We start from the raw sequence: 25,223 nt of genomic DNA, 5'->3' as shown, positions 1-25,223 counted from the left end.
TTCTACACTAGATTTGCTGGCAGCACTCTTTGTTGAAGAAGATTACTAACAGTTGATAAGTGGCAAAACGACTCTTGACTTATCCAAAAACAATATCGTTTGGCCTTATAAGGCCAAACTTTTGGTTATTTGACTCTACAACGACTAAGTTCATGAGTTTGTGATGCTAATCACAGTCCCCCGGAACAGTCAAGCGATCAATTAGCTGTGTATTCCCACAAGTTTTAGATAAGGTTACCCGTGAAATTGTTCCCCTACTCAAGTTAGGCAACCCACAATACCCTCAGTAGGGGTTGTAATGGGCGTAAGCAAAGGATCGGGGATGCATGGCTCAAAGAAAAACGGGTCAAGGACAATAGATCCTGTACCCGAACCAAAAAACTATCATGACCCTACCATCGCAATTGCTAACCGTGCTAGCCCATGACGAATTTCTAGAACAAACTGAAGCACTCAAAGTATCAACCAGCCTGAGTCAGATGGTTTATATCGTTCTGCAAATGGGCTTGTTTCTAGCTCGCTGTCTTCTGGAGGATGAACTCTCAAGGCGCGCGAAAGCAGTATTTGTATGGCCTGTATGTACTACCTGCGGAACCCGCTTACATTCGAAGGGATGGGAATCTCGTCAGATGCAGACACTGGTAGGCACTATCTCTTGAAAGCGACGGGTGGGCCGTTGTCCCAAAGGATGTCCAGGCAGTCTGTTGACTCCCCTGGATCAAGCCATTGGGATTGCCCCCTATCAGCACAGCAGCGAAGAACTGGTGCGTCTGGGCTGCTTGTTGAGTCTGTTCATGCCCTATGAACTGGCCAGTTGGATGCTGGGTCAGTGGAGTGGTCTATCCGTGAGTCCATCCAGTTTGTGGAACTGGGTGCAATCCGTGGGTAACAAAGCTCAGCAGGAATTAGAAGCTCAACTCAACGCTCAATCATCAGGGACTCAGGCCCCTTGTGAAGCGATTTCAGAGATGTTATCTGCTCTACCTTTGGCCATTGCCGCCGATGGTGTGATGGTCCCCTTTCGCCCCACCCCGAACTCACCCAAGGGAAAAATCCAGTGGCGAGAAGTCAAAGTCGCCATCTTAGCTCGCCTGGGAACACGGGTTACCCGAGCTAAAAAGGAGGTCCCCCAATTACTGCGTCGAAGACTGGTGGCAGTATTGGGCGATATCGACCAGTTCATCCCTTTACTTCAACTCGAAGCTCACAAACAAGACTTTGAATCTGCTCCAAAAGTCATCTGGCTCAGTGATGGGGGACGAGGCTTCTGGCGAGTCTATCGCACCTTGTTCTCTCATTGTGCTGTGGCAGTCCTCGACTTTTTTCATTCAGCAGGCCATCTGGCACGAGCAACTAAAGCGATGTTTGGAGATGCCCGCTCTGCTCAAGCCCAAGCCTGGTTCCGGCACTGGCGACACCAATTGCGACACGGGCAACACCTACTTGTATTACGGTCCTTGACGATATTGATTCACTCACAACTGTTAACGGGAAAGTCTTTTTCAACGTTGCTCCAGGTGCAGGCTTATTTCCAACGCCATCATAACCACATCCGTTATCGGCACTTTGAACAGCAACAGATTCCTCTCGGGTCAGGAATGGTTGAAAGTGCATGCAAGTGGTTGATTCAGCAGCGCTTTAAGGGAGTTGGCATGCGCTGGAGTGAGGATGGTTTCAACCATTTACTGATCTTGAGAATTGCCTGGGTCAATGAACGGTTTGACTCCTTATTCCCAGAGGTGACCATTCCGAAAACTAAGGCATCCCCGATCCGCTAAATACGCCCGGTTGTAATTGCTGGTATTGCACCTTAACAGTTGCTGCGTTCCGTAAAGTCATATTATCCATAAAGTCATATTAAGTCATGATTTTTAGTCAGAATCTGACTAAAAATATAGGTCTGATACAGACAAAATGAAGTAAATACTACTAGGATCAGGTTTTAAATAGCGCTCTCTAACTACTGCTGAGTCTTGATTCAAATGGATTTAGGTCGCTAACAGTATTGTTACAACCGTTTCTCAATCACAGCATGTTCATTGAGGTGTTAGGTCAAGTAAGACAGACTATTTATCATAAAATTATCTGACAAGTATGATAATGTAAGTCATATTGAACCGATTTAGGTTTTCGGGGGATCTTTGCCATTATGGTGTTTACACAATTCCATCAGCCCATCTCATCTCCACGCTGGAATGTACCAGTTCGCTCGCACAAGAGCAGAGTTCATCGCTACGAACACTCTGCCTTGTCTAGCGATTTTTGCATCGAAGCGGCCCCCGATCAATCTGGTTTTTTCATGACCTCTTGTAAGGCCAATGTTCGTAAAGGAGATGTGATTCACATCTGCGACACTGGTCAGCAGTCAGAGTATCGAATTGATGAAATCGACTATTATAGTGATCCATCAGATATGTGGATTGCCAAACTCCGGATGGTGTCATAATCCTTTTCTGGCTTAAGACGCACTTATATGTCCAATACTTCAAAAATATTTTCGCCATACTCCGATTAAGGAGCCTTGAATTTCTACCTGTGTCGCTAATACTTTGATCGGCTGATATTTGAAGTTGGCAGCTTCAAGGGTGACTTCATTCCTCTCTAAATGAAATCGCTTTAGAGTTGTTCCTTCTCCCTCGACTCTAGCGGCAACAATCGTTCCATTTTTTATGGTCTTCGGTTCTTGAACAGGGCGCATAATCACGATATCTCCATCCGTAATATGCGCATCAATCATGCTGTCTCCATTCACCCTAAGAGCGTAGGATTTGGGTGGCAATTGTTTAGGGCTGAATTCTAAGGAATCCACCACTTCAACAAATGGCTCAATCAGTCCACCTGCTGCGATCGCACCCAGGATCGGAATCTGATCCATATCGGACTGTAAGTGCTCCGGGTGAACAATCCGCAACGTCCGGGCTTGCCCAATTTCCCAATCTACATAGCCTTTCTTGCGCAAATGATCCAAGCGGCTCTGAACTGGGGCCGGTGATTTGAGCTTCATGGCCTGCATCATCTGCCGAATAGATGGAGCATGTTGATGTTGATCAATGAATTGAACCAACCAATCAAATAATTCTTGTTGAGCTTTTGATAAAGGTTCCACGATTGATCCAGCCCTAACGCACATCAAGTCAAAATTTTCTGATACAGAGTTCTATATTCTTTATGCCCATCAGCATAAAGAAGAATTAATAAAACACCTGTACTACTTGAGTATACAGACAAGTCGGATGAGTCGACAAATTTAGGTCGGAACGAGGAACCGTTACCTTATTCCTCGCTGATCATGAGTGAGGGGCTTGAACTTTCCCTGACAAAGATAAATTCAACCTTGATTTCCCTATGATCCTGCACTCTATGGTTTAGGTTACATCTATCTTTAATACCAATCCTCTGGGTCATAGTGAGTAAATATGGGTGATACAAAACGGGTCGGTATTCTGACCAGTGGTGGTGATTGTGCGGGGCTCAACCCAACCATTCGAGCAGTGGTGCTTCGAGCTGTTGAACATTATGGTTGGGAGGTGATCGGGATTCAACAAGCCACTCATGGTTTATTGAAAGATCCACCCGCAGCAGTGACGCTTCAACCTCAACAGATGAGTCCTTTGCTCACAGCAGGAGGGACCATGTTAGGCACCACAAATAAGGGAAATCCTTTTGCTTTCCCAATGCCAGATGGCACGTTGATCGATCGCTCTGAAGATATGATTGCGGGATATCGCAAACTTGGATTGGACGCTCTGATCGGTATTGGGGGAGACGGCAGCATTGCCATCTTACGAAAACTAGCCCAACAGGGTAATTGGAACTTGGTGGGCATCCCCAAAACCATTGACAATGATGTGGGGGTTACAGAACGCTCTGTGGGGTTTGACACCGCCGTCAATATTGCCACAGAAGCCTTAGATCGCTTGCAGTTTACTGCAGCCAGCCATAGCCGTGTCATTATCCTGGAGGTGATGGGTCGAGATGCAGGACATATTGCCATCAGTGCTGGTATTGCTGGAGGCGCTGATATCATCTTGATTCCTGAAATTCCCTACACCATTGAGAATGTCTGCGCCAAAATCAAAGAACGTCAGAGTAAGGGGAAAAACTATTCTCTGATTGTGGTGGCTGAGGCTGTGCGGACTGAGGGCGGAGACCCATTAACTCATACGGATGGACTAGGCGAATGCCGTCTGGGTGGGATCGGCCAGTATCTATCCGAACAAATTTGTAGCCGGCATGTGGCCGAAACACGGGTGACCGTTTTGGGTCATGTCCAGCGAGGCGGCATGCCATCTCCCTCCGACCGCTTGATTGGGGCAGCATTTGGGGTCGCGGCCGTCGATCTGATTGCTGAAGGCCATTTTGATCACATGGTGACTTGGCAAAACCGTCAGGTTATGAGCGTTCCGATTGAAGATGCGATCGCACATTACCGAGCCGTCGATCCCACTGGGACACTCGTAAAAACGGCCAGAGGGCTAGGCATCTACCTAGGAGACTAGGGCAACTCGCCTTTTCACACCTAAAAATTGATGATATGACACCTCAATTTTTAGGTGTGAAGTAGCTGTATATAATCAGGTCGCTGCTGCCAAGATTTGATCGTCTAACGAGAAATCAATATCCGCTTGATCCCGCTTGCTAGTCAGATAATCGTTTTGAAAAGAATCTTGTAGACCACTCACCAGATCATATTGAGGGTGCCAGTCGAGATCTGCACATACCTTATGAATATCAGCGAAGAAGTTCTGTAAACGCATGGGAAAGGCTTTCCGTTTGCCAAAATCAAACTGTGCAGGGTCATAATGCACCAGTTTCAAGTCATCAGGAGACTGGCCAACGGCTAAGGCACAAGCTTTAGCAATACCGTCAAAAGTGACATAGCGATCACCACTGACGTTATAAATCTGGCCAATCGCTTGAGTATTGCCTAGGACCGCAGCCATTGCTAGGGCTAAGTCTTGGACATGCCCTAGCTGGGTAATATGTTGGCCGTTGCCAGGAATCGGAATCGGGCGCTGGCGAACAATCCGGTCAAAAAACCAAGCTTCTACATCGTTGTAGTTTTGGGGACCATAGATATAGGTAGGGCGAATCGATGTGAAGGGCAAACCTTGAGCAGCTAAATCGGTCTCTGCTTCTGCTTTACCGAGATGGCGACTTTTCGGATCGGTCGGATCGTCTTCCCGATGGGGCATTTGATCCGATTTGAGATAGACTCCCGCCGAACTCATATAAATAAAGTGTTGAACCTGATCCTTAAAGAGCGCAGCTAAGGGCTGAGTATCTGATAATTTCCGACCATTGTTATCAAAAATGGCATCAAATTTCTCATGAGCTAGCTTGGCTTGTAGTTGGTCAGCATCCGTGCGATCACCCTGAATTTGGGTTAAGCCTGCCACTGCAGGCGAGTGGTTCCCACGATTGAATAACACAACTTCATGCCCCTGCTCCACCAAGGTCCGGCTGAGATAAACGCCGATAAACCGGGTTCCGCCCATCATTAATATGCGCATTGCTTGCAAATCCCTTTGGTGATGTGGTGCTCTATTTTGAACCATATCAGCATGTGCTAACCAGCCCCAAAGAACAGCCACCCTTAGCCTTGAAACCCATGCTTAATGAATTGTTTCAATTGATTCCCCTGAACACTCTACAGTCTCATGGACGTCATTTGAGACGAAAAAAAGACTTCCTCATGTAATTTCACTCAGATATCGCTATAGTAGGGCCAGAATATTCGCTGGCTAGTTTATTTTTAGAGCAATGGCACGTCATTCTATCTTTACTCCAACCCTTCTAAAGAAACAGCTTTTAGGCTCAACCTTACTGCTCTGGGGGTTGGCAATAGTAAGCGGAGTGACTCTCGATAGAGTCCAGGCACAAGCCCCATCCACTTCAACACCGTCTTCAGACTCCACAAAAACTCAGCCGCCCTCTTCAAAGACTCCGGCCAAGCCCTCTTCTTTAGAGCCATTGCCCAACGAATTTATTGAGAAGGCTCCTGGGCCAATTCGCACCCCAGATCCCCGAAAAGTGACTGGACCACCCGCAACATCTCCAACACCTTCGACTTCAGCAGAAAAAACAGAAGTAAAGCCAGCTCAAGCTAAGCCAACAGAAGCTAAGCCAACTCAAGCTAAGCCAACTGAGCAAATTGCCCCCGCCAAACCGGCATCGCAACCCACAGCACCCAAAGCACCTACGGCAAAGCCACCCACAAAAGCTAAGCCCGTTGCCCAACCCACCCCAAAGGCCGCACCGAAAGCTGTCAAAAAAACTCAGCCAGCTAAGCCCAAGGCAACTGCCAAACAAGGCAAAGGCAGTCAGCAGGCACTTGTCCATTTACGCCAAGGGGTTGAGAAGTATGGCAAAGGCAATTTCAAAGGCGCCATCCAGGACTACAACAAAGCGATTCAGGTGAATAAAAACTATGCCCTAGCCTATGTAAATCGAGGGTATGCCCATACGGTCTTGGGGAATAATCAGTCTGCGATCGCAGACTATACCAAGGTCATCCAACTCAACCCTAAAAAAGTTGAGTTAACCAAAATCTATTTAAATCGGGGCTTAGCATTTGCTGCGGCCCAAAATTACCAAGCTGCTCTCAATGACTACAATCAGGTATTGCAGCGAGATGCCAAGAATCCGGAAGCCTATCTCAACCGGGGGCGCGCTCATGCCGCCAATGGCAATCACCTGGCAGCCATCCAAGATTATGGGCAGGTGATTAAATTCCAGCCCAAGTCAGCTTTGGCCTACTTTAATCGCGGCGTGGCTTATACCAATTCTGGGGATAATGCCACAGCCCTAGCAGACTATTCTAAAGCCATTGAATTAGATCCCAAATATGCCGCAGCCTTATATAACCGGGGCCTAGCCCAGTTAAACCAGGGGAACTCCCAAGACGCCATTGCAGATTTTACGGCATCCATTCAAATGGATGCGAAATATGCAGCCGCCTATAAGAATCGAGGCACTGCTCATTTAAAGGCGGGGGATACTGAAGCTGCAATCCAAGATTTCACCCAAGCCATTACCTTCAATGCTGAAGATACCTTGGCCTACTACAATCGAGGCATTGCCCACAGCACAGCAGGACAAAACGAAGCTGCGATCGCAGATTACTCACAAGTGCTAAAACTCGATCCAAAATTTGCAGCGGCCTATACCAACCGAGGCAACCTCCATGCCTCTCAAGGCGATCGAGAAGCCGCCTTAAAGGATTATTCCCAAGCTATCGAGAATAATCCTGAGAATGCAACCGCCTATAATAACCGGGCCCTCGTCCATTCAGCACTCCGACAATACGAAGAAGCCTTATTGGACTATCAGCAAGCCGCTAAAATCTACCAAGGCCAAGGATCGACTCAAGAATATGAGCGAGTCCAACCCTTGATTACAGAACTCAAAAAGCGAGTTGAACTCAGAAAGAATAAGTCTTAAAGACTTCGGATTCCTGACTGAGAAAAATTACTTCTGTTTCACCATCAAAGCAGGCAGTTCTCTTTCGAGTGCTGCCGCAATTCTGTAAGCTGTTGAGGTACGCTCATCTTTACCGCTGCAATTAACAGCGACTTGATTCTATGTCTGCCTCCAGCCCTCGCGTGATTCGGATTGGTTCCCGGAAAAGTCAACTGGCTCTCGTGCAAACGCACTGGGTCCAAGGAGAATTACAAAAACATTTTCCTGACTACGAATTTGAAGTTTGCACCATGTCCACACAAGGGGACAATATCCTCGATGTTGCTCTGGCCAAGATTGGAGACAAGGGATTATTTACGAAGGAGCTAGAGGTATCTATGCTCCGTAAAGAGACCGATTTAGCAGTGCATTCTCTCAAAGATTTACCCACCAACTTACCGGAAGGTCTTTGTCTAGGCGTGGTGACAGAGCGGGTTGATCCTGCGGATGCGCTAGTCGTCCATGAAAATTTTAAAGACTATCAGCTTGATACCTTACCCAAAGGAGCTGTGATTGGAACGTCCTCCCTACGGCGGCTGGCCCAACTCCGTTATCACTATCCCCATTTAGAATTCAAAGATATTCGCGGCAACTTAAATACCCGCCTTCAGAAGCTAGATTCGGGTGAATATGATGGAATTATCTTAGCAGTGGCTGGATTACAGCGGCTAGGCTTTGGCGACCGCATCCATCAGGTTATTCCTGCAGAAATTTCATTACATGCCGTCGGCCAAGGTGCCTTAGGCATTGAATGCCGGGAAGGGGATGAAGAAATCATGGCCTTTATCAAAGCCTTAGAACATGAGCCCTCAGCTCATCGCTGTACGGCCGAACGTTCCTTTCTAAATGAATTAGAAGGCGGTTGCCAGGTTCCCATCGGCGTCAATACCACCCTGGATGAAGGACAGCTAACCCTCGTGGGTATGGTGGCCAGTTTAGATGGCAAACGTTTAATTAAAGACACGGTTTCAGGCCCCATTGCTAGCGCCACCCAATTAGGGGTTGATCTGGCCCAGAAAGTTCGGGAACAAGGGGCCCAAGAGATTCTAGAGGAAATATTTGCCGCTGCCCGTCCCTCAGATCTTTGATAGTCTGATAGCACCCACTTTTCCGTCAAGCTAGTCTTTGAGACCTCTGGCAATTGTCATGGTGCGCAAGCAGGTCTCTTCGCTTCAGGGTAGTGGAGTCAGGCTGTTCTGAGAGGAGTTGCAGGATGTCTAATCCCCAAGTGTTATGTCTGGGAGAAGTTCTGTTTGACTGTCTGGCGGATCAGCCCGGTCGAGCCTTAGAATCCGTTACCTCTTGGACCCCTTATCCGGGTGGGGCACCGGCTAATGTGGCCTGTGCATTGGTTAAATTAGGTACATCCGCTGGCTTTATCGGCTGTATCGGCGACGATGCACCCGGCAGGCAACTCACTGAGCTGTTGCAACAAACGACCGTTAATACTCAAGGCATCCAAACGGCTGAAGCCCCCACTCGACAGGTGTATGTCACCCGAACGGTAGAGGGAGATCGCACTTTTGCGGGGTTTGGCACCTATGACACTGCTGCATTTGCTGATACTCAATTGCAGGCCGATCACCTGCCGGTGGACCTGTTTACCAGTGCCGACTATTTAATCCTGGGCACCTTAGAACTCGCCTATCCTCAATCGGCAGCGGCTGTCCGTCAATCCATCCATCTAGCCCAACAGCATCAGGTGCAAATCTTAATTGATGTGAATTGGCGACCCGTATTTTGGGCCGACCCAGATGAAGCCCGCCAGATTATTTTGCAGCTCTTGCCCGATGCAAATTATTTAAAACTGGCTGAAGAAGAAGCACTGTGGTTATGGAACACCACGAATCCAACAGCAATTATGAAGAGGTTACCCACTGTTCAGGGCATTATTATTACGGCGGGGGCAGAGGGATGTGCTTACTCCTTCCAAAATATAGATGGAACTTGTCCGGGCTTCACTGTTGAGGTACAAGATACCACTGGCGCAGGAGATGCCTTTGTAGCTGGATTTATCCACCAGCTGCTCACTCAAGGTCATCCTGCAGATGTACAGGCTGCTCAGGCTATGATGACCTATGCCAGTGCGGTGGGTGCTCTAACAACCACTAAAGCAGGAGCAATCGCAGCCCAGCCCACTGCTCATGAAGTTGCCACTTTTCTGCAAGCTCAACCCTAGCGCCATCCAAACGGGGACTTTTTCATGTCAACCACTGGGACTATGCCTCCATCTCCACCATCCGCCCAGATCACCGGCATCTCCATCAATCATCCTTGGCCCACGGGATATATTTTTCAAAGTCCTGGTAATCAGTTTAGCTATCGCGTGATCGGTCCCTGTTGTCGACTATTTGATCGAGACAAGCTGCCTTGGCCCTGCTGCCGATTACAATGGCGAGGCAAGGAACCCAGTTGGCGTCGCATTGGGCGGCGCTTGATTGCTGATTTATCGGCGAAACGCTACCCATCATACTGTGTCGAACTGGTGGGCTATCAGGGCGCCGCCCCCTTAGTCACGACGCTCTACACCTATCGACTACCGTCTCCATTACAACAATGGTGGTACGCAAAACATCTTGCCACTCAAACGGTTGATCCGCCCACTACTTAGCTTGAGCCGATTTAGCTTGTTTGAGTTTTTTCTGCACTTGGCTGACTTTGCGAAATTTCTCTTCTTTTTCGTATAGCTTTTCTGCTTGCTCTAAATCTTGAATGGCTGCGGTTGCATTGTCGTTGGCTAAATGGCTTTCACCCCGTTTTTGAAAGGCGAGGGCATGCTTAGGGTTGAGTTCAATGACTTTAGAGAAATCAGCAATGGCGGCGGCTGGCTGCTGCTGCTCGTATTGAGCCATGCCTCGGTAAAGGTAAGCAAACAGGTTATCAGGGGCAATTTGTAAAGCCGTAGTGTAATCTGCGATCGCAGCCTCATACTCTTCTAACTGCCGATAGGCATTGGCCCGATTATAGAGTGCATAGGCATTAAGCTTATAGGCTTGTAAGGCCTGGCTGTAAGCCTCTACGGCTCCTTTATAATCGGCTTGAGCATAGCGATCATCTCCCAATCGCACCGTCTCAGGCACTGATGGTGTAGGCGCTTGGGCCTCAGGACTGGAGGCATTTTCCGTGTTGGATGGTGCTTGCTTGCCAGCAGGGGACGACGTCTCTGGCAGAGACTGTGCACGTAAGGTTTCTGAACCGATGGAAACACTTCCGAATACTAGTAGAGAAAAAGAGGCGACTCGTAGATATTGCTTGTATTGAGCAATGCAGTTAGAAAAAATTTTCATAGATACTCCTGAAATACCACACAAACTTTTGCCTGACACTCCCAGACTCCATCCCCCGAATGGCAGCTATCCTAAGCAAGAACCCTAACTCCCCTCGATAGGAATCAGCACCGCTTTGTTCCAATCACCAGCGCATTCATAAATCCGCCATGAATACACAAAAGGCCTATAAGGAATATCTACACATCCTTATAAACCTCAGATACTCTGCATTATTAACAGACACAAGAGCCCCTAATAGCCCCAACCATTCATATATTCGGGGCTATTAGGAATACTAGTCTTAAAAGACTTAGTACTTGTAACTCTCAGATTTAAAGGGTCCCTGAACCGGAACGTTGATGTACTGAGCTTGTTCAGAAGTTAGCTGTGTAATCACACCGCCAAAACCTTCCACCATATACCGGGCAACTTCTTCATCTAACTGCTTAGGTAGCAACTCTACAGTGATGGCTGAAGCTTTCTGATCTGCAGGCAAGTTAGCGAACTTACGTTCAAACAAAAGCATTTGCGCTAAAACTTGGTTAGCAAAAGATCCATCCATAATTCGGGAGGGGTGCCCCGTTGCATTTCCTAAGTTCACTAAGCGACCCTCCGAAAGCAAGATTAAAAAGTCTAGCGGATCATCACTTCGATACACCTGATGAACTTGAGGTTTGACCTCTTCCCAACGCCAGGTTTTGCGCATATAGGCCGTATCAATTTCATTATCGAAATGACCAATATTGCAAACTACGGCCCCTTGCTTGAGGGAAGCCAGCATATTGGCATCACAAACATTAAAGTTACCTGTGGTGGTTACCACTAGATCCGTATGGGCTAAAAGGTCCTTGTTGATGGAGTTGAGAGTACCGTCATTCTGACCATTCTTGAAGGGAGAGACCACTTCAAAGCCATCCATACAGGCCTGCATCGCGCAGATGGGATCTGCTTCAGTGACTTTGACAATCATGCCTTCTTGTCGCAGAGAAGCAGCAGACCCCTTGCCCACATCACCATAGCCAATCACTAAGGCCTTCTTACCAGACATGAGGTGATCTGTGCCACGCTTAATCGCATCATTCAGACTATGGCGACAACCATACTTGTTGTCATTTTTGGACTTTGTCACCGCATCATTAACATTGATAGCAGGAACTTTTAGTTCCCCCTTCTCCAACATTTCTAGTAAGCGATGCACCCCTGTGGTGGTTTCTTCCGTTACGCCATGAATATGGTTAAGCATATCGGGATATTTCTCATGGATATGACCTGTTAGGTCACCACCATCATCCAAAATCATGTTTGCATCCCAAAGTGCACCTTCGGGCGTGCGGCAAGTCTGCTCAATGCACCACATGTATTCGTCTTCGGTTTCACCCTTCCAGGCAAATACAGGAATCTCTGCTGCGGCAATCGCTGCTGCTGCATGATCTTGAGTGGAAAAAATATTACAGGAAGACCAACGAACTTCTGCTCCTAACTCACAGAGCGTCTCAATCAAGACTGCCGTCTGAATGGTCATATGAATACAACCAATAATTTTGGCCCCTTGCAAAGGCTTACTATCACAGTATTTCGCACGGATCGCCATCAATGCAGGCATTTCACCCTCAGCAATGGCCATCTCTTTGCGTCCCCATTCTGCTAGGGAAATATCCGCAACTTTATAATCTCGCGTCAAAACTTGTGGGCTCATATGATCCTTCTCAACAATGGGTGTACTTATTTGATCCTCTGTTAATTATAGTGAGGCATTTTATATATATTTGGCGGGGAATAATGAATGATTGCTGTATTAGCTATCTTGAATAATTTATCAGTGAATTCTGGCAAACTTCATAGATTCAGTCTCCAAAGATATCATTGAGCGTCCATAGTCTCTGACAATTGTTCCTCCTGAGCAGGTCTTTTTGCTGTATTCTTTGCGTAATCGCCTACCATGCATGAGGTTGCTCTCAATTTTTTATGGCACGCCTGTCATCAGAACTCCAGCGCACATTCATAGACAACGAACATCCTCCTCATGTAACTTTGCAAGAATTGCTGGCTCTAGCAGAAGAAAGAGTTTTTGGGGTCTTATTTGTTTTGTTAGCGCTTCCTTCAGCGCTCCCAGTCCCTGCCCCCGGATACTCAATTCCCTTTGGAATTATGATTTTCCTGCTGGCAGTTCAGCTGATTACTGGCTCTAAGCAACCCTGGTTTCCTCAAAAATTTGCAACTCATCCGATTGCCCTCTCGACAGTACAGGGCATATTAAAAAAGGCTTTACCTTGGCTCAAACGCATTGAAGCCATCACTCGACCTCGCTTCTTACCGATTTGCACCAGCATACCGGGCCGCATAGTAGTGGGCTGTATATTGGCGCTGATGGGCATTTCGATGATGATACCTATCCCAGGGACCAATACAGTGCCAGCCATTGGCATTTTCGTCACTGGCTTTGGTTTATTAGAAGATGATGGAGCAATTAGTTTGGGTGGCTTAGTCATCAGTTTATTTGGCGCAGCAATAACCATCTCAATTCTAGTGGCTTTTATTTGGGGAGGAAGCAGCTTACTAGAGTTAATAAAAGGATGGTTAGAGAGTCTATAGTCTTAAAGCCAATTTCCACTCATAAATGCATCACTTAGCTTTATTTAGAGTTTCTCTATAATTACCCAGCTTCTTAACTCACTATTTCTTCTAGTAATAGCCAGAAATATGGAAAATGGAAGGCTAAACTAATACTGCACCCTTTAATTTGGGGTTGATGTTTTGGCAGTCCCTCTCTATCACTTCTTAATGCAAGGAGTAGTATAAGCTATCCAGTTTATGGGCATTCTAGATAAAGTCCCCTCTTACCATCAAGGCCCAGATCTAGCTCCATCTCACCAAAAGGTTCCACCGGGTAAAAGTCATTTGTGAATCTCTCTATTCACCTTGCGCAATGCCCTATTGAGCCTCTCCATAAGAGATTTGTGATTTTCACAGCATATTGTCACCATGTCCAAAGTTCTTGTCATTGAAGATCAAGATGACATTCGCAGTATTATTTGCGAAATATTAATGGCTGAAAACTTTAATGTGATTGATGCAGAAGATGGTCACATCGGCGTTTTGCTGGCCCAGGAAGAAATGCCAGATTTAGTGATTTGTGACATCATGATGCCTGAATTTGATGGCTATAGCGTCATGACCCAACTGCGTCAAAATCCTTATTTACAATCCGTTCCTTTTATCTTTTTAACGGCAAAAGCCAGTAAAACTGATCTGAGGCTAGGGATGGAGTTAGGAGCAAACGATTATTTAACCAAGCCCTTTACACGAGACGAGCTATTAGGAGCAGTAAATGCTCAAATAGAGACCTTATCAATTCATAACTCTGATGATCGGCCAACTTGGAGTGATCACTGCTGCGATCTCATTCAATCTCTTCCCTTAGAAATACATCAGCCACTAGAACACATTCTTAATCTCGCACAGTCTTCTCAAGAGAATGAGGCCCCTAAGAATACTACCCCTGCAAAGGATCTCTTGAATGAGATCAAGAGTACGGGAGATCTATTATACGAACGGCTCCAAAATGTTTTTATTTATCAAGAGTTAGCTAGCATAGAGCAAAATCCTCAACGCCTACGGATATTCAGGAAAAATACAGGCATTTGTGCCACCAAAGCGGTAATTTCTAATATTGCCCGCACCCAAGCGCAATACTACAGCCGAACATCTGATTTACAACTAGAATTAAAAGACGCCACTATACTCCTAGCACAGCCAAAACTACAAAAAATAATAGAAGAAATTGTTGATAATGCATTCAAATATTCAGCTGTAGGAACTCCCGTTAGCCTCAAGAGCTCAGTACATGGCCAAACATTCTTCTGCCAAATTACGAACGAAGGACAGGGACCCAGCCCAGAGCAGCTGACAAAACTGGGATCTCACATGCAATTTGACCATCCTTCTTATCTACATAAGTGCGTTGGCTTGGGGTTGATTATTGCCAAGCTAATTGCAGAGCTGCATGGTGGTGAGTTGCAAGTCAAATGTGAGCTAAGTCAACATACAAAAGTATCAGTCTTCTTACCATTAGCCTAAAGACCAAAACTATCTCAAGTCATTGATAAACATCAATATATTTAATGTAATTTGCTAACCAAATTATGCTACTCCCTCAATAGATTCACGATAATACTCAGAAGGCTCTAGTATTTCTTATGTCCTGGGAAAAGTACCAGATTAAGAAGGATCTGTTTCAAGATTAGGGAACTATAGAAATAGGGTAGAAGGCGCAGATTATAAGTTGGGTAATTCCGTGGGGAAGCATATCAAGAAAGGGAGTGAGCTATTTGAAGCTTATGAGTTAAATACTCATGAGTTATTAGAGAAAGTTGTATGCGACGCCAATACAGCCATCTTAATCATTGAGGCTGCGGTTAATGAAGCCAAGGGGCCAAAGGTTCTGTACGCTAATGACGCATACAATCAACTGGTTTTCAATTCAGGGGACGAGCAAAATCAATGTCCCCACTTTCTATATGACTATTTAGTACCTGAAGATATCGGTAATCTAGCGACCATTATCTCTAACTTACCGATTCAGGAAGAAGCTTCAGCCAACTTTTTGGCCAAGGCAGATAACCATCAGCAGCTTGTACCGTTTCACATTGTCCCCTTATCCGACATCAATCACTGTTTCAAAGCAGTACTGCTAACACAGCAAAGTGAGCCATCTGGCAGTTCAATGCAACAGCATGGTTCTACAACTGTCGCAGCCACGGCACAAACCCAAAAAACTAAAGAGGCGACTAGGGACAATCTAGAGAAAAGTCATCTCGATTTCCCAGGCCATAACTTACAATCTTTACTCGATTCTTTGCCAGGAATTGTTTTTACCTGCAATAGTGACTTGGGATGGTCTCGGCGATCATTAAGTCAGGGCTGCCTAAAGCTCACAGGATATGCACCTGAAGAATTACTAGGGACTTTCAATCTTACTTACAATACTCTGATCGATCCAGACAATCTACCTCAGCTAACGGCTGCCATTGCCACAGCAATCGCAACACAGCAGGTTTATACGGTGGAGTATCGTATTCGCACAAAGTCTGGTCAGTTGAAGTGGTTTCTAGAACAAGGAAATGGCATTTTCAACAAACAAGGTCAAGCATTAGGGCTAGAAGGATTTATCACAGATATTTCTCAGCTCAAACAAGCTGAAACACAGCTAAGACATGATGCGTTCTATGACAAGCTAACCGGATTACCTAATCGATCCCTATTTATGGATCGCCTTGAGTATTGCATTAAGCGAGTAAAGCGGCACCCCGATCAAATTTTCGCTGTGCTGTTCCTTGATCTAGATCGATTTAAAGTCGTGAATGACAGCCTAGGGCATGCAGCAGGTGATCAGCTCCTGGTAGAAATCGCAGAAAGATTGACGGCTTGCGTACGTGAAACCGATACCTTGGCACGATTAGGGGGTGACGAATTTACCGTTCTCCTAGAAGGAATTAAAGATCTGAGTGATGCCCTAATCGTTTGCGGGCGCATTCAGGAGTCATTAAACTGTCCATTTAAATTAAATGGACGCGAGGTCTTGATTACAGTGAGCACGGGCGTTGCCTTAAGTACGATGGGCTATGACGATCCTGAGCAACTTCTCCACAATGCTGATGCGGCTATGTATCGGGCCAAGGCATTAGGCAAAGCACAGTGGGAAGTGTTTACAGCTGACATGCATAGTAATGCGTCTGCCCAGTTACAGTTAGAAGTCGATCTACGACGGGCGATTGAGCGTCAAGAATTTCAACTCCATTACCAACCTATTTTTCATTTAGAAACGGCAGCAATTGTCGGCTTTGAGGCACTTTTGCGCTGGCATCATCCTTTGCGAGGGTTAATTTCGCCTGTGGAGTTTATTCCAGTTGCAGAGGAAACAGGGTTAATTTTACCGATTAGCTGGTGGGTCTTGCAGGAAGCTTGTCGACAGCTCAGCCACTGGCAAACGCAATTCCCATTAGATGTTCCCTTGTTTATCAGTGTTAATTTCTCTAGCAAGCAATTTTCCGAAGTCGGGCTAATTTCTCAAATTGAGGCAATCCTTCAAACCACAGGTTTGGCCCCCCAGAGTTTGAAATTGGAAATTACTGAAAGCGCCATTATGGAGAATGCTGAAGCAACAGCTGCACAATTGCTAGAAATTAAGGCCCTAGGCATTCAACTGGGTATTGATGATTTTGGGACGGGTTATTCGTCTTTGAGCTATTTGCATCGTTTTCCCGTCGATATTCTCAAAATTGATCGCTCTTTTGTCAGTGCGATGGATAGCCATGAAAATTTACAGATCGTTCATACCATCACAATGCTCTCTCAGAATCTGGGCATGAGGGCTGTGGCAGAAGGGGTAGAGACGGCTGAGCAAGCTGCTCAATTGAGAGCCATGAATTGTCAATATGCTCAAGGGTATTTTTTCTCAAAGCCGATTGATGCCAGTTCAATGGAACACTTACTCGCCCATCATTATCAATCGTCACCCGAGGATACTTCTTCTCTAACGCTGGCACGTTTAAAGTTGCGAGTGAATGCAGCCTACTCTTATCGGCCTTTAGTTGGCAAAACATCTTGGATGATTGGCACGAGTCAAAGTTGCGATATCTTGCTGGCTGAGCCGAATGTTGCCCCCAAACATGCCATGTTTCAGTTAATGGGAACAGGTAATTATTACTTGGTCAACCTTGCAACTCACGTTGGTGTAGTTGTGAATGGTCAACTCATTACCCGTCCTACTCTGTTACAAGAGGGAGATCGCATCACGATCGGGACAACAACGCTCACCTTTGAATCTGAGGATTTATCCTTGGGGCATCTTGGAACCTCAAAGTCGGAGAAGACGGTGATGATGTCCCAATCCTTACAATTTCAAGGAGAAATCTGGCAAGCAGCCCTCACATCTCAAGGCGTATCCGTGACATGGCAGACAGCAGAACAAGATGTCAGGCAAACCCTAACACAGATGCAAAAGATGGGTTATGCAATACCCGATTTGCTTTTAATTGATAAACACCTTGTATTAGCAGAGCTAGAAGATTTCTGCCTCTGGTGCGCAGAGTATCATCCACACCTAAAGTTGATTTTTACTAATGGCGAACAACCCCAAGTTGCCCCTTCTGAACACCAAAGAGTAATAGACCATGGAGCTGTGGACTTATTGCCAGGCTTTTCTGAGCATAATGTGTTGTTGAATCTAGTCGATACCTTGACCAAAATTAATATTGTGCTGCAATCAATAGAGTCGCAACCCTTAGACCGCAAAGCATTGATTGCCGGGCTAATGCCGTTGCAGAACATTGTTAAACAAGGGGTTTTTCAGTAGCCAGATAGATTCCATTGAGGCTTCAAGACTGGGGATATCCTGATCTATTTGGACAATAAACCGTCCTTCAAGGTCAATCCCAGTCCAGTTTTGCCTTGTTATTTCAGAGCGAAGGAGAACTAGACGTCCAGACAGCCCCCCTGGACGGTAAAATGAATTGCCGATTGTTCTTCCCATGCCGAAAATCGATGATTTCCAGTAATGACTTTCGCACAGGTGTGTCAATTGAGCTTGATGGCTCAGTATGGCGAGTCGTAGAGTTTCTCCATGTCAAACCTGGTAAAGGCTCTGCATTTGTGCGAACAAAATTAAAGAATGTCCAAAGTGGCAGTGTCGTAGAACGGACATTTCGCGCGGGAGAAACAGTTCCCCAAGCCAATTTGGAAAAGCGGGTCATGCAACACACCTATAAAGATGGTGATCAATTTGTGTTCATGGATATGGAAACCTACGAAGAAGCTAGCTTAAGCCAAGACCAAATTGGCACTCGCGTGAAATACTTAAAAGAAGGTATGGAAGTTAACGTCATCCAATGGGGAGAGCGAGTTTTAGAAGTAGAGTTGTCCACATCAGTCGTTTTGGAAGTCACCCAAACCGATCCAGGTGTGAAAGGTGACACAGCGACTGGGGGGAGCAAGCCAGCTATTGTAGAAACAGGAGCGCAGGTGATGGTTCCTTTATTTATTTCTGAAGGAGAAAGAATTAAAGTGGATACCCGCAACGACTCCTATCTAGGCAGAGAGTAAGGAGTAACATCAACGGTGGAATTTGATCTCAACCAACTCCGTGAACTATTAGCGATTCTCAATCAAACAGATATTGATGAGCTAAGTCTTAAAAGTAACGATTTTGAGCTGACTATCCATAAGGCAAACCAAACGACAGCGACGGTCTCCTCTTCGACCGCACAGCCAATGGTTATAGATGGTGCTGCTCTGGAAGCTTCTGTTCCAGACTCTTCTCCCCCTTCAGCACCAGACAAAAAATGGGTCGATGTGATCTCTCCGATGGTAGGTACGTTTTACCGTTCCCCCGCACCGGATGAGTCTCCTTTTGTAGAAGTAGGGGATGCCGCCCGACGCGGGCAAACCATCTGCATTATCGAAGCCATGAAGTTAATGAATGAGCTGGAAGCTGAGGTTAACGGCGAAATCGTTGAGATTCTCGTGGAAAATGGGGAGCCTATTGAGTTCGGTCAAACCCTAATGCGCATTAACCCCTCTAGTTAGACGTTACCTTCATACCCAAGCGCTGAAGATGCGATACTGCCATCCGGCATAATCGTATCTTGCAGAATGGCATCTGTGAGATCGATTTGCTCTAAATTAGCACCTAAAAAGTCAGCACCACTGAGGTTCGCGCCTTTGAAATTGGCGTTCTGTAGATCTGCATCTCGGAAATTGACGCCACTCAGATCGCTGTAATTTAAGGAGGCTCGTTGTAAGTTGGCCTTCGATAAACAGGCTCCCACTAGGATGGCGCCACTCAATAGCGAATTACTCAAGTTACTTTTGGTTAGATCTGCCCCTGTGAGATTAGCTCCGATCAGCTTGGCGGCGGATAAGTTGGCAGCGGATAAGTTGGCACACAGTAGATCAATACCATGAAGGGCCGAATGGCTTAAATTGGTATCTCGCAAAACAATATGATCGAGCCGAGCTAGGCTCAAATCCTGCTTAGATAGATCCGATTTACTAAAGTCTCGTTCGCCATTGGCATAGCGCTTTAAAAGTTCTTCAACGGTCATAGCCTAATTGTCGTCTTCCCACCAATATTTTTATTGTGCCAGGGGTTGGGACTAACCGAATGAGTTTATGCTGATTTTGGATGGAATGGGTGCGATCGCAAACAACAATACCCAAATACGCACTCCATATTCCCTGGCGATGCCTTTGGCCCTCTTTCCAACACTCACCTGCAATACACACAGTTTGGATGATTGATTCAAATAACACTCAGCGGATCGAGCCAGCGCAAGATCGCTTTTTCAAGGTGATTGACATCTTTATATAACTCTTGACGAAACCATTGCCCCACAGCATCCAGGGGGGTAAACGTATCTCCTGGTTGCCAACGGACATCTTGTCCTAATGGCGTCAGATGATTGCCTGCTAAGCGCTGAATGGAAATCATGCCCGGAAAACGCTGTTCTAACAACCCTGACAACCTTAAGGTCTGATCTAGGGTGTCATTGGAAAACTTGACCATTAAATTCCTAGGAATTTGGTAGTGTCGTTCCACTAAGCGGTTGGTTTGAGCAGGATTAGGCGAAAATTCAATCGGAACCGCAGGAGTAATCAAGTCAGCGAAGGGAATTGCCTTATCAATCGGGGCGTTATTAAAGGAAATCAAGATATTTCCAGCTCGCTTGACCTCAAACAAACTGCCAATTAGTAGGTGGAGTTTGCACCCCATACTATGACCAATGCCATAAATGGGCAGGAACTGGGGCAATCGTGCTGTTCTTTGTAAGCAATCGACTGTATCTTCAAATTGATGGAGCGCTTCTTCCGCAATACCTGCATGATCGACTGAGGTGAGAAAAGGAGTAGCAATGACGGCATACCCTTGATTAGCGAGTCCTTCCAGGAGCCTTCGATAGGTTGCTTGTGGGGCAGCAGCAACGAAAGCACCACCCAGAAAATGAATTAAGGCAATGGGTTGGGGAGGAATAAGGATTGAGTTATTTTCTATTTCTTGCCAGTTCATTCTGGATGTTCTTTTGGATATAAATCTGAAGGTGGACGATCGCTACTCCAAGCCCACCAAGCCTGTCCACACTGGCATTGGTAAAACTCTTGCCACTTGCGCAGATAGGTTTCGGTAATGACCGGAGCCCGACGATTGATCCACACTGCCTGTGCTTCTGAACAGGTCGCCCGGCAACTTGGACAATAAAAATGATGGGCATGGGTAGCTGAATTGGTCCAGTTGGGTGGGGTTGGATCAAACGCGTTCATAACCGTATTGTAAGAGGTTCAAGATTAGATGTGTGCAGAGTCAACAGCATTGGAGAAGGTAAGCGTATAACACTATTGCATGAGTCTTCAGAGAATAACAGACAGCCATAACACCCATGAAGCGTAAACCTTCTAGCACTCAGTAATAACGCCATACCCAGTGATTACGAGAGAAGAAGGCAAACAAAACAAGTCATGTTCAATTGTTTACAGTAGCTTACGCCCTTATTATGTCAATCCAATGAGAGCTTACCGTTAGATCAGAGAAGGCGACCCAGAGTACCTAGGTCGCCTCAAACATCACGCTTGAAATTGGGTACCACCATTGCCCCTAACTTTATAGCAATATAGATGTACCGCCAAACACAAAAGGTGGTCCCAACTAGTTCGAAAACAGAAGACTACACACCACCCTGAATATTAAAAGCGGGTTTTGTCAGACGCACTTTATAACTTCCGTTAGGAGGCACTGTTAGTAGTTGAGCTTTGAAGGTGACAGACTGGCCTGAAGATAAGTTAGATGGTCTGGGCACGGCACTTCCAGTCTGTATCAGCTTGCCGCTACCATCGACCACTTCGAAATTCACGCCCGATACGGTTACAGATTTCTTGTTGCCGTTTGTTAGGGTTCCTTGAACTTCAGACGAACCATTCAAACGAATAATAGGAGCAAGACGAAGATTCGATACTCGTAGGTTCTTGCTGAGTTTTTGCGCTAAGGCTTGGGGATCCACATCACTTTCTTCAAAAGAAGAACTTGCAGAAGCTTCCTCAGTCTCTGGTGGGCCATTGAGGTTCATCAATTGCTGCCAATAGTTTTGGAAGCGGGACTGCTCTGAAGCACTACCCCCAATTTGAATTACGTCTCCTGCTGATTGTGTATGCCCCGGCAGAGTGGCTACCAACGCTGTAGACGCCATAACAGAACCAACCAGAAGGCGCGTTAACCAGCGCCGAGAAGATGTCAACATTATTTATTTCACTCTCTCAACCAACTTCTAGAAATAATTCGTCAATGCTTGATTCAGATCCTATCTCAGGAATATTTGAGAATCTGTCTGGGGTTAGTATGCCCTGCTCTGCATCAGAAGTAGACAGGGACTTCAGCCGCCGTATTGCCAGGGCGTATCTTTCATCCATAGGGGCTGTCCCTCACGATGCTGCCCAGCAGCGATGACTTCTCCCATAAAAATAGAATGATCGCCTTCTTCTAAGCTGCCTTTGACCTGACATTCTACGAAGCCTAAAGCACTAGCAATAATCGGACAGCCAGTCTCTTCACCTAAGTAGAACTCTACATCGCCAAATTTATCGCCTGTTCTTTGTTGGGGCTTAAAAAAGGTTTCTGCTAAATCTTGTTGCGACACCTCTAGAAAGCTAACAGCGAAGACTTGACTCGCCTTGATCATGGCGTGGGAACGAGAATCTTGGCGCACGCCAATGACAATCATCGGGGGCTTAAAAGAGGCTTGGGTCATCCAGCTAAGGGTGAATCCATTGACTTCATCCCCTTCTTTAACACCACAGATGTTGAGGGGATGGGGAATGTTGCGAAGCAAGGTGCGTTTGGCTTTTTCGTCTAACAAGGTTGCGGTATCCTTATACATCTCTCAAACTATGTCTCTCACTTTAGCAAGGGATGTAGACACGACTCCGCCAAGGGTCAAACTGCGGTAATGCGAGCATAGAAACCATCAATATGTCCAATTGGCAATGGATTCCCACTGGTAAAGTGATCTCGATCGTCCCCCAGGCACTACATATCTGGCGACTCTCACTACAAGCGAGGGGTGAAATAGACCCTTCTTTATGGAATTTATTGTCTAGAGATGAGCAACAGAGAGCCCAGCGGTTTGTGAGATCGCAAGATCAGGGCAAGTATGTGCAGGTCCGGGGAACCCTACGATGCTTGTTGGGCCAGTATTTACAGACGTCGGGTAAAGTCTTGTACTTTGATTATGGAAACTATGGCAAACCTCAACTCATAGCGTCTTGCAATCCCTTGAATTTGCAATTCAACGTTTCTCATTCCCATGAATTAGCTGTTATTGCCATTACTCAGACGACTGCAGTGGGTGTTGATATTGAGCAGGTGAACCCACAGGCTAAGTATATAAATATAAGCCAGCGCTTCTTTTCAGAAGCAGAACACGAGATTCTACTGCAACAGCCTGTAGAACGACAATGCCGTACTTTTTTTCAACTGTGGACCCGGAAAGAAGCTTGTGTTAAGGCAATGGGCGGCAGCATTGCCCATGCCCTCAATCAAATCAATGTAGCCCAGGGATTAAATCAAGCCAGCACCACTATCAATGTGATGGAGCAATCGCAGTCTCATCAACTATTTCTGCACAACCTATTTCCAGATCCTAACTTTGCCGGGGCCGTTGCAACCCAAAAACCCTGGCAACGTCTACATTTGTGGGAGTATGCCAGTTCCGATCAATAATTTGTCTGGAACATTAATTGGAATCTCTGACAAGCAAAGACAAAGATAAATTAAAGATATGTTACGATTTTTAATATAAAAGGTACAATTCAAGTCTGATGAGCCCTATATACAGACATCTAAGTTTACAGAGCGTAATCTTTTTGACTGTTGTAAGTGTTTGGATACGGTATTGTACGTTTGACTTGCTGAACGGGATTGCCTTTGTAGTGAGATAGATGAGAATTCATTTCTTACAAGTCCACACGCCATCCTAGATGCCTTTGTCTAAACTTGAGAGACGCCCCATGAGAACCAAAGAAATTGCTAAAGATTCTGTGCGCTCTTACTTGCGAGAGATTGGGCGTGTCCCCCTCTTGACCCATGAAGAAGAGGTAACGTTTGGCAAGCAAGTCCAACACCTGATTAAGCTGCAGACTATTCACGAAGAATTGGCGGGGCAATTAGAACGTCAACCGAACCAGACGGAGTGGTCGATGGCCGCTAAGCTCTCGGAAGCTGAGCTGCAAAAAGCTCTAAATGCAGGAGAAGCGGCCAAGCGAAAGATGGTGGAAGCCAACCTGCGCTTGGTAGTTTCCGTGGCTAAAAAATATATCAAGCGCAATGTAGACCTGTTGGATCTGATCCAAGAGGGCACCATTGGTATGCAGCGAGGCGTCGAGAAGTTCGATCCAACGAAAGGCTATCGATTCTCGACCTATGCTTACTGGTGGATTCGGCAGGCGATCACTCGTGCGATCGCAGAAAAAGGACGGACGATTCGACTCCCCATCCACATCACAGAAAAGCTCAACAAAATTAAGAAGACGCAACGGCAGCTCTCCCAAAAGTTGGGCCGAGCAGCAACAATCAGCGAGTTAGCCACCGAATTAGATTTAACGGGTAAGCAAGTCCGTGAATATTTGGAACGTGCTCGCCAGCCGTTATCCCTTGATGTAAAGGTTGGAGATAACCAAGATACCGAGCTGGGTGAGCTGATTGAAGATCCTTCAGAATCTCCTGAGAACTTTACTCTGCAAGCTTCTTTGCGACGAGACCTTGAGCGGCTAATGTCAGATTTGACAGACCAGCAGCAGCAGGTTCTCCATCTCCGCTTTGGTTTAGATGATGGTCAACCGCTGACTTTGGCCAAGATTGGCGATCGCTTAAGCATTAGTCGGGAGCGGGTTCGACAAATTGAGCGGGAAGCTTTAAGTAAGCTACGGAAGCGCAAAGCCGATATTTCTGAATATCTGGCTAGTTAGTATCTGTACACCTAAAATTATTTTAGTTTTTTAGGTACATTCGGTTAGTGTACCCTTCCTGAAAATTATTGGGTAGAAGAGTAGACCTCTTGCAATATTCGTTTCATTATGTGCTACTTACTCAATAAATACTGCGATTCTGCCTTAGATTTTTAGTCCACTACCATATCGTTAGCTGAATTATGTAAGAGGTCTATTATCTCTTTTGGTCAAAATCACGAACAAGCCTACACTGCTAAGCTACATAAGATTTGTAGGTGACAACCATACTAGATGTATGTGTCATTGTCGAGATACGAATGAGAGGTTTCTATGTATATCTAATGCGGTGGAAAGTCGCTGTATTTTCTCTATCATTTCGGTCAAATGATTGTGGTATAGTTTCTCGCTCATAAATTTGCCTATAAGTATTGCTACACTGGTCTTTTAACGCTCTTTGGTGAGTCTAGATTTAATCATCTAATCTTGCTAATGATCAAGTACAGC

Annotated in this window: 23 protein-coding genes and 1 pseudogene; 15 read left to right on the top strand and 9 right to left on the bottom strand. The window is 46.0% G+C overall.

Translation table 11 applies throughout. The annotated features are described in order from the left end of the window. Positions 1 to 386: 386 nt before the first annotated feature. Together I1H34_RS03930 and I1H34_RS03925 are read left to right on the top strand one after the other, a co-directional pair. Positions 387 to 1,778: pseudogene (locus tag I1H34_RS03930) on the top strand (ISKra4 family transposase). Between the two features lie 521 nt (positions 1,779 to 2,299). Then, positions 2,300 to 2,446 (top strand): hypothetical protein, encoded by a 147-nt coding sequence (locus I1H34_RS03925; protein WP_249369771.1) that lies wholly within the window; start codon positions 2,300 to 2,302, stop codon positions 2,444 to 2,446. Between the two features lie 39 nt (positions 2,447 to 2,485). On the opposite strand, the gene lexA is transcribed toward I1H34_RS03925, so the two are convergent. Continuing rightward, positions 2,486 to 3,106, bottom strand: coding sequence for a transcriptional repressor LexA (gene lexA / locus I1H34_RS03920; RefSeq protein ID WP_212664444.1), 621 nt, complete (start codon positions 3,104 to 3,106; stop codon positions 2,486 to 2,488). 310 nt (positions 3,107 to 3,416) lie between these two features. Here lexA and I1H34_RS03915 point away from each other — a divergent pair, with 310 nt between their 5' ends. Next, complete coding sequence (locus tag I1H34_RS03915) at positions 3,417 to 4,499, top strand: ATP-dependent 6-phosphofructokinase (RefSeq protein ID WP_212664443.1); 1,083 nt, start codon at positions 3,417 to 3,419, stop codon at positions 4,497 to 4,499. Between the two features lie 75 nt (positions 4,500 to 4,574). Here I1H34_RS03915 and I1H34_RS03910 read toward each other — a convergent pair whose 3' ends face one another. Then, positions 4,575 to 5,513, bottom strand: coding sequence for an NAD-dependent epimerase/dehydratase family protein (locus I1H34_RS03910; protein WP_212664442.1), 939 nt, complete (start codon positions 5,511 to 5,513; stop codon positions 4,575 to 4,577). Between the two features lie 250 nt (positions 5,514 to 5,763). Between I1H34_RS03910 and I1H34_RS03905 the strand changes: the two genes are divergently transcribed. The 4 genes from I1H34_RS03905 to I1H34_RS03890 all read left to right on the top strand — a co-directional run bounded on the left by I1H34_RS03905 (position 5,764) and on the right by I1H34_RS03890 (position 10,072). Then, positions 5,764 to 7,443 (top strand): tetratricopeptide repeat protein, encoded by a 1,680-nt coding sequence (locus I1H34_RS03905; protein WP_212664441.1) that lies wholly within the window; start codon positions 5,764 to 5,766, stop codon positions 7,441 to 7,443. A gap of 140 nt (positions 7,444 to 7,583) precedes the next feature. Beyond that, positions 7,584 to 8,549, top strand: coding sequence for a hydroxymethylbilane synthase (gene hemC / locus I1H34_RS03900; protein ID WP_212664440.1), 966 nt, complete (start codon positions 7,584 to 7,586; stop codon positions 8,547 to 8,549). 125 nt (positions 8,550 to 8,674) lie between these two features. Continuing rightward, complete coding sequence (locus I1H34_RS03895) at positions 8,675 to 9,640, top strand: carbohydrate kinase family protein (protein ID WP_212664439.1); 966 nt, start codon at positions 8,675 to 8,677, stop codon at positions 9,638 to 9,640. A gap of 42 nt (positions 9,641 to 9,682) precedes the next feature. Next, the gene (locus I1H34_RS03890; RefSeq protein WP_212664438.1) at positions 9,683 to 10,072 is read left to right on the top strand and encodes a hypothetical protein; all 390 of its coding nucleotides are present in this window, start codon (positions 9,683 to 9,685) and stop codon (positions 10,070 to 10,072) included. Here I1H34_RS03890 and I1H34_RS03885 read toward each other — a convergent pair. Both I1H34_RS03885 and ahcY read right to left on the bottom strand, forming a co-directional pair. Then, on the bottom strand, positions 10,065 to 10,748 hold the full coding sequence (locus I1H34_RS03885) for a tetratricopeptide repeat protein (protein ID WP_212664437.1): 684 nt from the start codon (positions 10,746 to 10,748) through the stop codon (positions 10,065 to 10,067). The genes I1H34_RS03890 and I1H34_RS03885 overlap by 8 nt on opposite strands. 292 nt (positions 10,749 to 11,040) lie before the next feature. Next, a complete protein-coding gene (gene ahcY, locus I1H34_RS03880) occupies positions 11,041 to 12,426 on the bottom strand; it encodes an adenosylhomocysteinase (RefSeq protein WP_212664436.1) in 1,386 nt (461 codons plus the stop codon). Positions 12,427 to 12,695: 269 nt separating this feature from the next. On the opposite strand from ahcY, the gene I1H34_RS03875 reads away from it, so the two are divergent. The 5 genes from I1H34_RS03875 to accB all read left to right on the top strand — a co-directional run bounded on the left by I1H34_RS03875 (position 12,696) and on the right by accB (position 19,313). Further along, the gene (locus I1H34_RS03875) at positions 12,696 to 13,322 is read left to right on the top strand and encodes an exopolysaccharide biosynthesis protein (RefSeq protein ID WP_212664435.1); all 627 of its coding nucleotides are present in this window, start codon (positions 12,696 to 12,698) and stop codon (positions 13,320 to 13,322) included. A gap of 390 nt (positions 13,323 to 13,712) precedes the next feature. After that, the gene (locus I1H34_RS03870; protein ID WP_212664434.1) at positions 13,713 to 14,807 is read left to right on the top strand and encodes a hybrid sensor histidine kinase/response regulator; all 1,095 of its coding nucleotides are present in this window, start codon (positions 13,713 to 13,715) and stop codon (positions 14,805 to 14,807) included. Positions 14,808 to 15,024: 217 nt separating this feature from the next. Then, positions 15,025 to 18,084 carry an EAL domain-containing protein gene (locus tag I1H34_RS03865; RefSeq protein WP_212664433.1) on the top strand — a complete coding sequence of 1,020 codons (3,060 nt, stop codon included), beginning with the start codon at positions 15,025 to 15,027 and terminating at the stop codon, positions 18,082 to 18,084. Between the two features lie 188 nt (positions 18,085 to 18,272). Further along, entirely contained in the window at positions 18,273 to 18,830 is a 558-nt protein-coding gene (efp, locus tag I1H34_RS03860; protein ID WP_212664432.1) for an elongation factor P, read from the top strand. A gap of 15 nt (positions 18,831 to 18,845) precedes the next feature. Next, positions 18,846 to 19,313: an acetyl-CoA carboxylase biotin carboxyl carrier protein gene (gene accB / locus I1H34_RS03855; protein ID WP_212664431.1), complete on the top strand. Its 468-nt coding sequence runs from the start codon at positions 18,846 to 18,848 to the stop codon at positions 19,311 to 19,313. Here accB and I1H34_RS03850 read toward each other — a convergent pair. Continuing rightward, a complete protein-coding gene (locus I1H34_RS03850; protein ID WP_212664430.1) occupies positions 19,310 to 19,831 on the bottom strand; it encodes a pentapeptide repeat-containing protein in 522 nt (173 codons plus the stop codon). The genes accB and I1H34_RS03850 overlap by 4 nt on opposite strands. A gap of 67 nt (positions 19,832 to 19,898) precedes the next feature. Between I1H34_RS03850 and I1H34_RS32700 the strand changes: the two genes are divergently transcribed. Further along, positions 19,899 to 20,027: a hypothetical protein gene (locus I1H34_RS32700; protein WP_283250052.1), complete on the top strand. Its 129-nt coding sequence runs from the start codon at positions 19,899 to 19,901 to the stop codon at positions 20,025 to 20,027. A 1-nt stretch (position 20,028) separates the two neighbouring features. Here I1H34_RS32700 and I1H34_RS03845 read toward each other — a convergent pair whose 3' ends face one another. The 4 genes from I1H34_RS03845 to I1H34_RS03830 all read right to left on the bottom strand — a co-directional run bounded on the left by I1H34_RS03845 (position 20,029) and on the right by I1H34_RS03830 (position 22,630). Beyond that, the gene (locus tag I1H34_RS03845; protein WP_212664429.1) at positions 20,029 to 20,793 is read right to left on the bottom strand and encodes a DUF1350 family protein; all 765 of its coding nucleotides are present in this window, start codon (positions 20,791 to 20,793) and stop codon (positions 20,029 to 20,031) included. Beyond that, positions 20,790 to 21,044, bottom strand: coding sequence for a hypothetical protein (locus I1H34_RS03840; protein WP_212664428.1), 255 nt, complete (start codon positions 21,042 to 21,044; stop codon positions 20,790 to 20,792). The genes I1H34_RS03845 and I1H34_RS03840 overlap by 4 nt, the downstream gene beginning before the upstream one ends. A 401-nt stretch (positions 21,045 to 21,445) precedes the next feature. Next, on the bottom strand, positions 21,446 to 22,015 hold the full coding sequence (locus tag I1H34_RS03835) for an FxLYD domain-containing protein (RefSeq protein ID WP_212664427.1): 570 nt from the start codon (positions 22,013 to 22,015) through the stop codon (positions 21,446 to 21,448). Positions 22,016 to 22,147: 132 nt separating this feature from the next. Next, positions 22,148 to 22,630: a flavin reductase family protein gene (locus I1H34_RS03830; RefSeq protein WP_212666127.1), complete on the bottom strand. Its 483-nt coding sequence runs from the start codon at positions 22,628 to 22,630 to the stop codon at positions 22,148 to 22,150. Positions 22,631 to 22,743: 113 nt separating this feature from the next. Here I1H34_RS03830 and I1H34_RS03825 point away from each other — a divergent pair, with 113 nt between their 5' ends. Next, on the top strand, positions 22,744 to 23,493 hold the full coding sequence (locus tag I1H34_RS03825) for a 4'-phosphopantetheinyl transferase family protein (protein ID WP_212664426.1): 750 nt from the start codon (positions 22,744 to 22,746) through the stop codon (positions 23,491 to 23,493). 287 nt (positions 23,494 to 23,780) lie between these two features. Further along, positions 23,781 to 24,737, top strand: a complete 957-nt coding sequence (locus I1H34_RS03820; protein ID WP_212664425.1) for an RNA polymerase sigma factor, RpoD/SigA family — start codon at positions 23,781 to 23,783, stop codon at positions 24,735 to 24,737. Positions 24,738 to 25,223 lie beyond the last annotated feature (486 nt).

This window comes from Acaryochloris marina S15, from assembly GCF_018336915.1.
GTDB classification, from domain to species: Bacteria; Cyanobacteriota; Cyanobacteriia; order Thermosynechococcales; family Thermosynechococcaceae; genus Acaryochloris; species Acaryochloris marina_A.
The sequence above is the reverse complement of the archived record's forward strand: the minus strand, read 5'-3'. Positions and strand labels throughout refer to the sequence as shown.

Bases quoted from the DNA above. Each gene is read 5' to 3' on its own strand.
- I1H34_RS03850 (WP_212664430.1), bottom strand. From the start codon at position 19,831: ATGACCGTTGAAGAACTTTTAAAGCGCTATGCCAATGGCGAACGAGAC.
- I1H34_RS03845 (WP_212664429.1), bottom strand. From the start codon at position 20,793: ATGAACTGGCAAGAAATAGAAAATAACTCAATCCTTATTCCTCCCCAA.
- I1H34_RS03840 (WP_212664428.1), bottom strand. From the start codon at position 21,044: ATGAACGCGTTTGATCCAACCCCACCCAACTGGACCAATTCAGCTACC.
- I1H34_RS03910 (WP_212664442.1), bottom strand. From the start codon at position 5,513: ATGCGCATATTAATGATGGGCGGAACCCGGTTTATCGGCGTTTATCTC.
- I1H34_RS03835 (WP_212664427.1), bottom strand. From the start codon at position 22,015: ATGTTGACATCTTCTCGGCGCTGGTTAACGCGCCTTCTGGTTGGTTCT.
- I1H34_RS03825 (WP_212664426.1), top strand. From the start codon at position 22,744: ATGTCCAATTGGCAATGGATTCCCACTGGTAAAGTGATCTCGATCGTC.
- I1H34_RS03925 (WP_249369771.1), top strand. From the start codon at position 2,300: ATGACCTCTTGTAAGGCCAATGTTCGTAAAGGAGATGTGATTCACATC.
- hemC (WP_212664440.1), top strand. From the start codon at position 7,584: ATGTCTGCCTCCAGCCCTCGCGTGATTCGGATTGGTTCCCGGAAAAGT.
- I1H34_RS03905 (WP_212664441.1), top strand. From the start codon at position 5,764: ATGGCACGTCATTCTATCTTTACTCCAACCCTTCTAAAGAAACAGCTT.
- I1H34_RS03895 (WP_212664439.1), top strand. From the start codon at position 8,675: ATGTCTAATCCCCAAGTGTTATGTCTGGGAGAAGTTCTGTTTGACTGT.
- I1H34_RS32700 (WP_283250052.1), top strand. From the start codon at position 19,899: ATGCTGATTTTGGATGGAATGGGTGCGATCGCAAACAACAATACCCAA.
- I1H34_RS03875 (WP_212664435.1), top strand. From the start codon at position 12,696: ATGGCACGCCTGTCATCAGAACTCCAGCGCACATTCATAGACAACGAA.
- efp (WP_212664432.1), top strand. From the start codon at position 18,273: ATGATTTCCAGTAATGACTTTCGCACAGGTGTGTCAATTGAGCTTGAT.
- ahcY (WP_212664436.1), bottom strand. From the start codon at position 12,426: ATGAGCCCACAAGTTTTGACGCGAGATTATAAAGTTGCGGATATTTCC.
- I1H34_RS03915 (WP_212664443.1), top strand. From the start codon at position 3,417: ATGGGTGATACAAAACGGGTCGGTATTCTGACCAGTGGTGGTGATTGT.
- I1H34_RS03885 (WP_212664437.1), bottom strand. From the start codon at position 10,748: ATGAAAATTTTTTCTAACTGCATTGCTCAATACAAGCAATATCTACGA.
- I1H34_RS03890 (WP_212664438.1), top strand. From the start codon at position 9,683: ATGCCTCCATCTCCACCATCCGCCCAGATCACCGGCATCTCCATCAAT.
- I1H34_RS03820 (WP_212664425.1), top strand. From the start codon at position 23,781: ATGAGAACCAAAGAAATTGCTAAAGATTCTGTGCGCTCTTACTTGCGA.
- I1H34_RS03870 (WP_212664434.1), top strand. From the start codon at position 13,713: ATGTCCAAAGTTCTTGTCATTGAAGATCAAGATGACATTCGCAGTATT.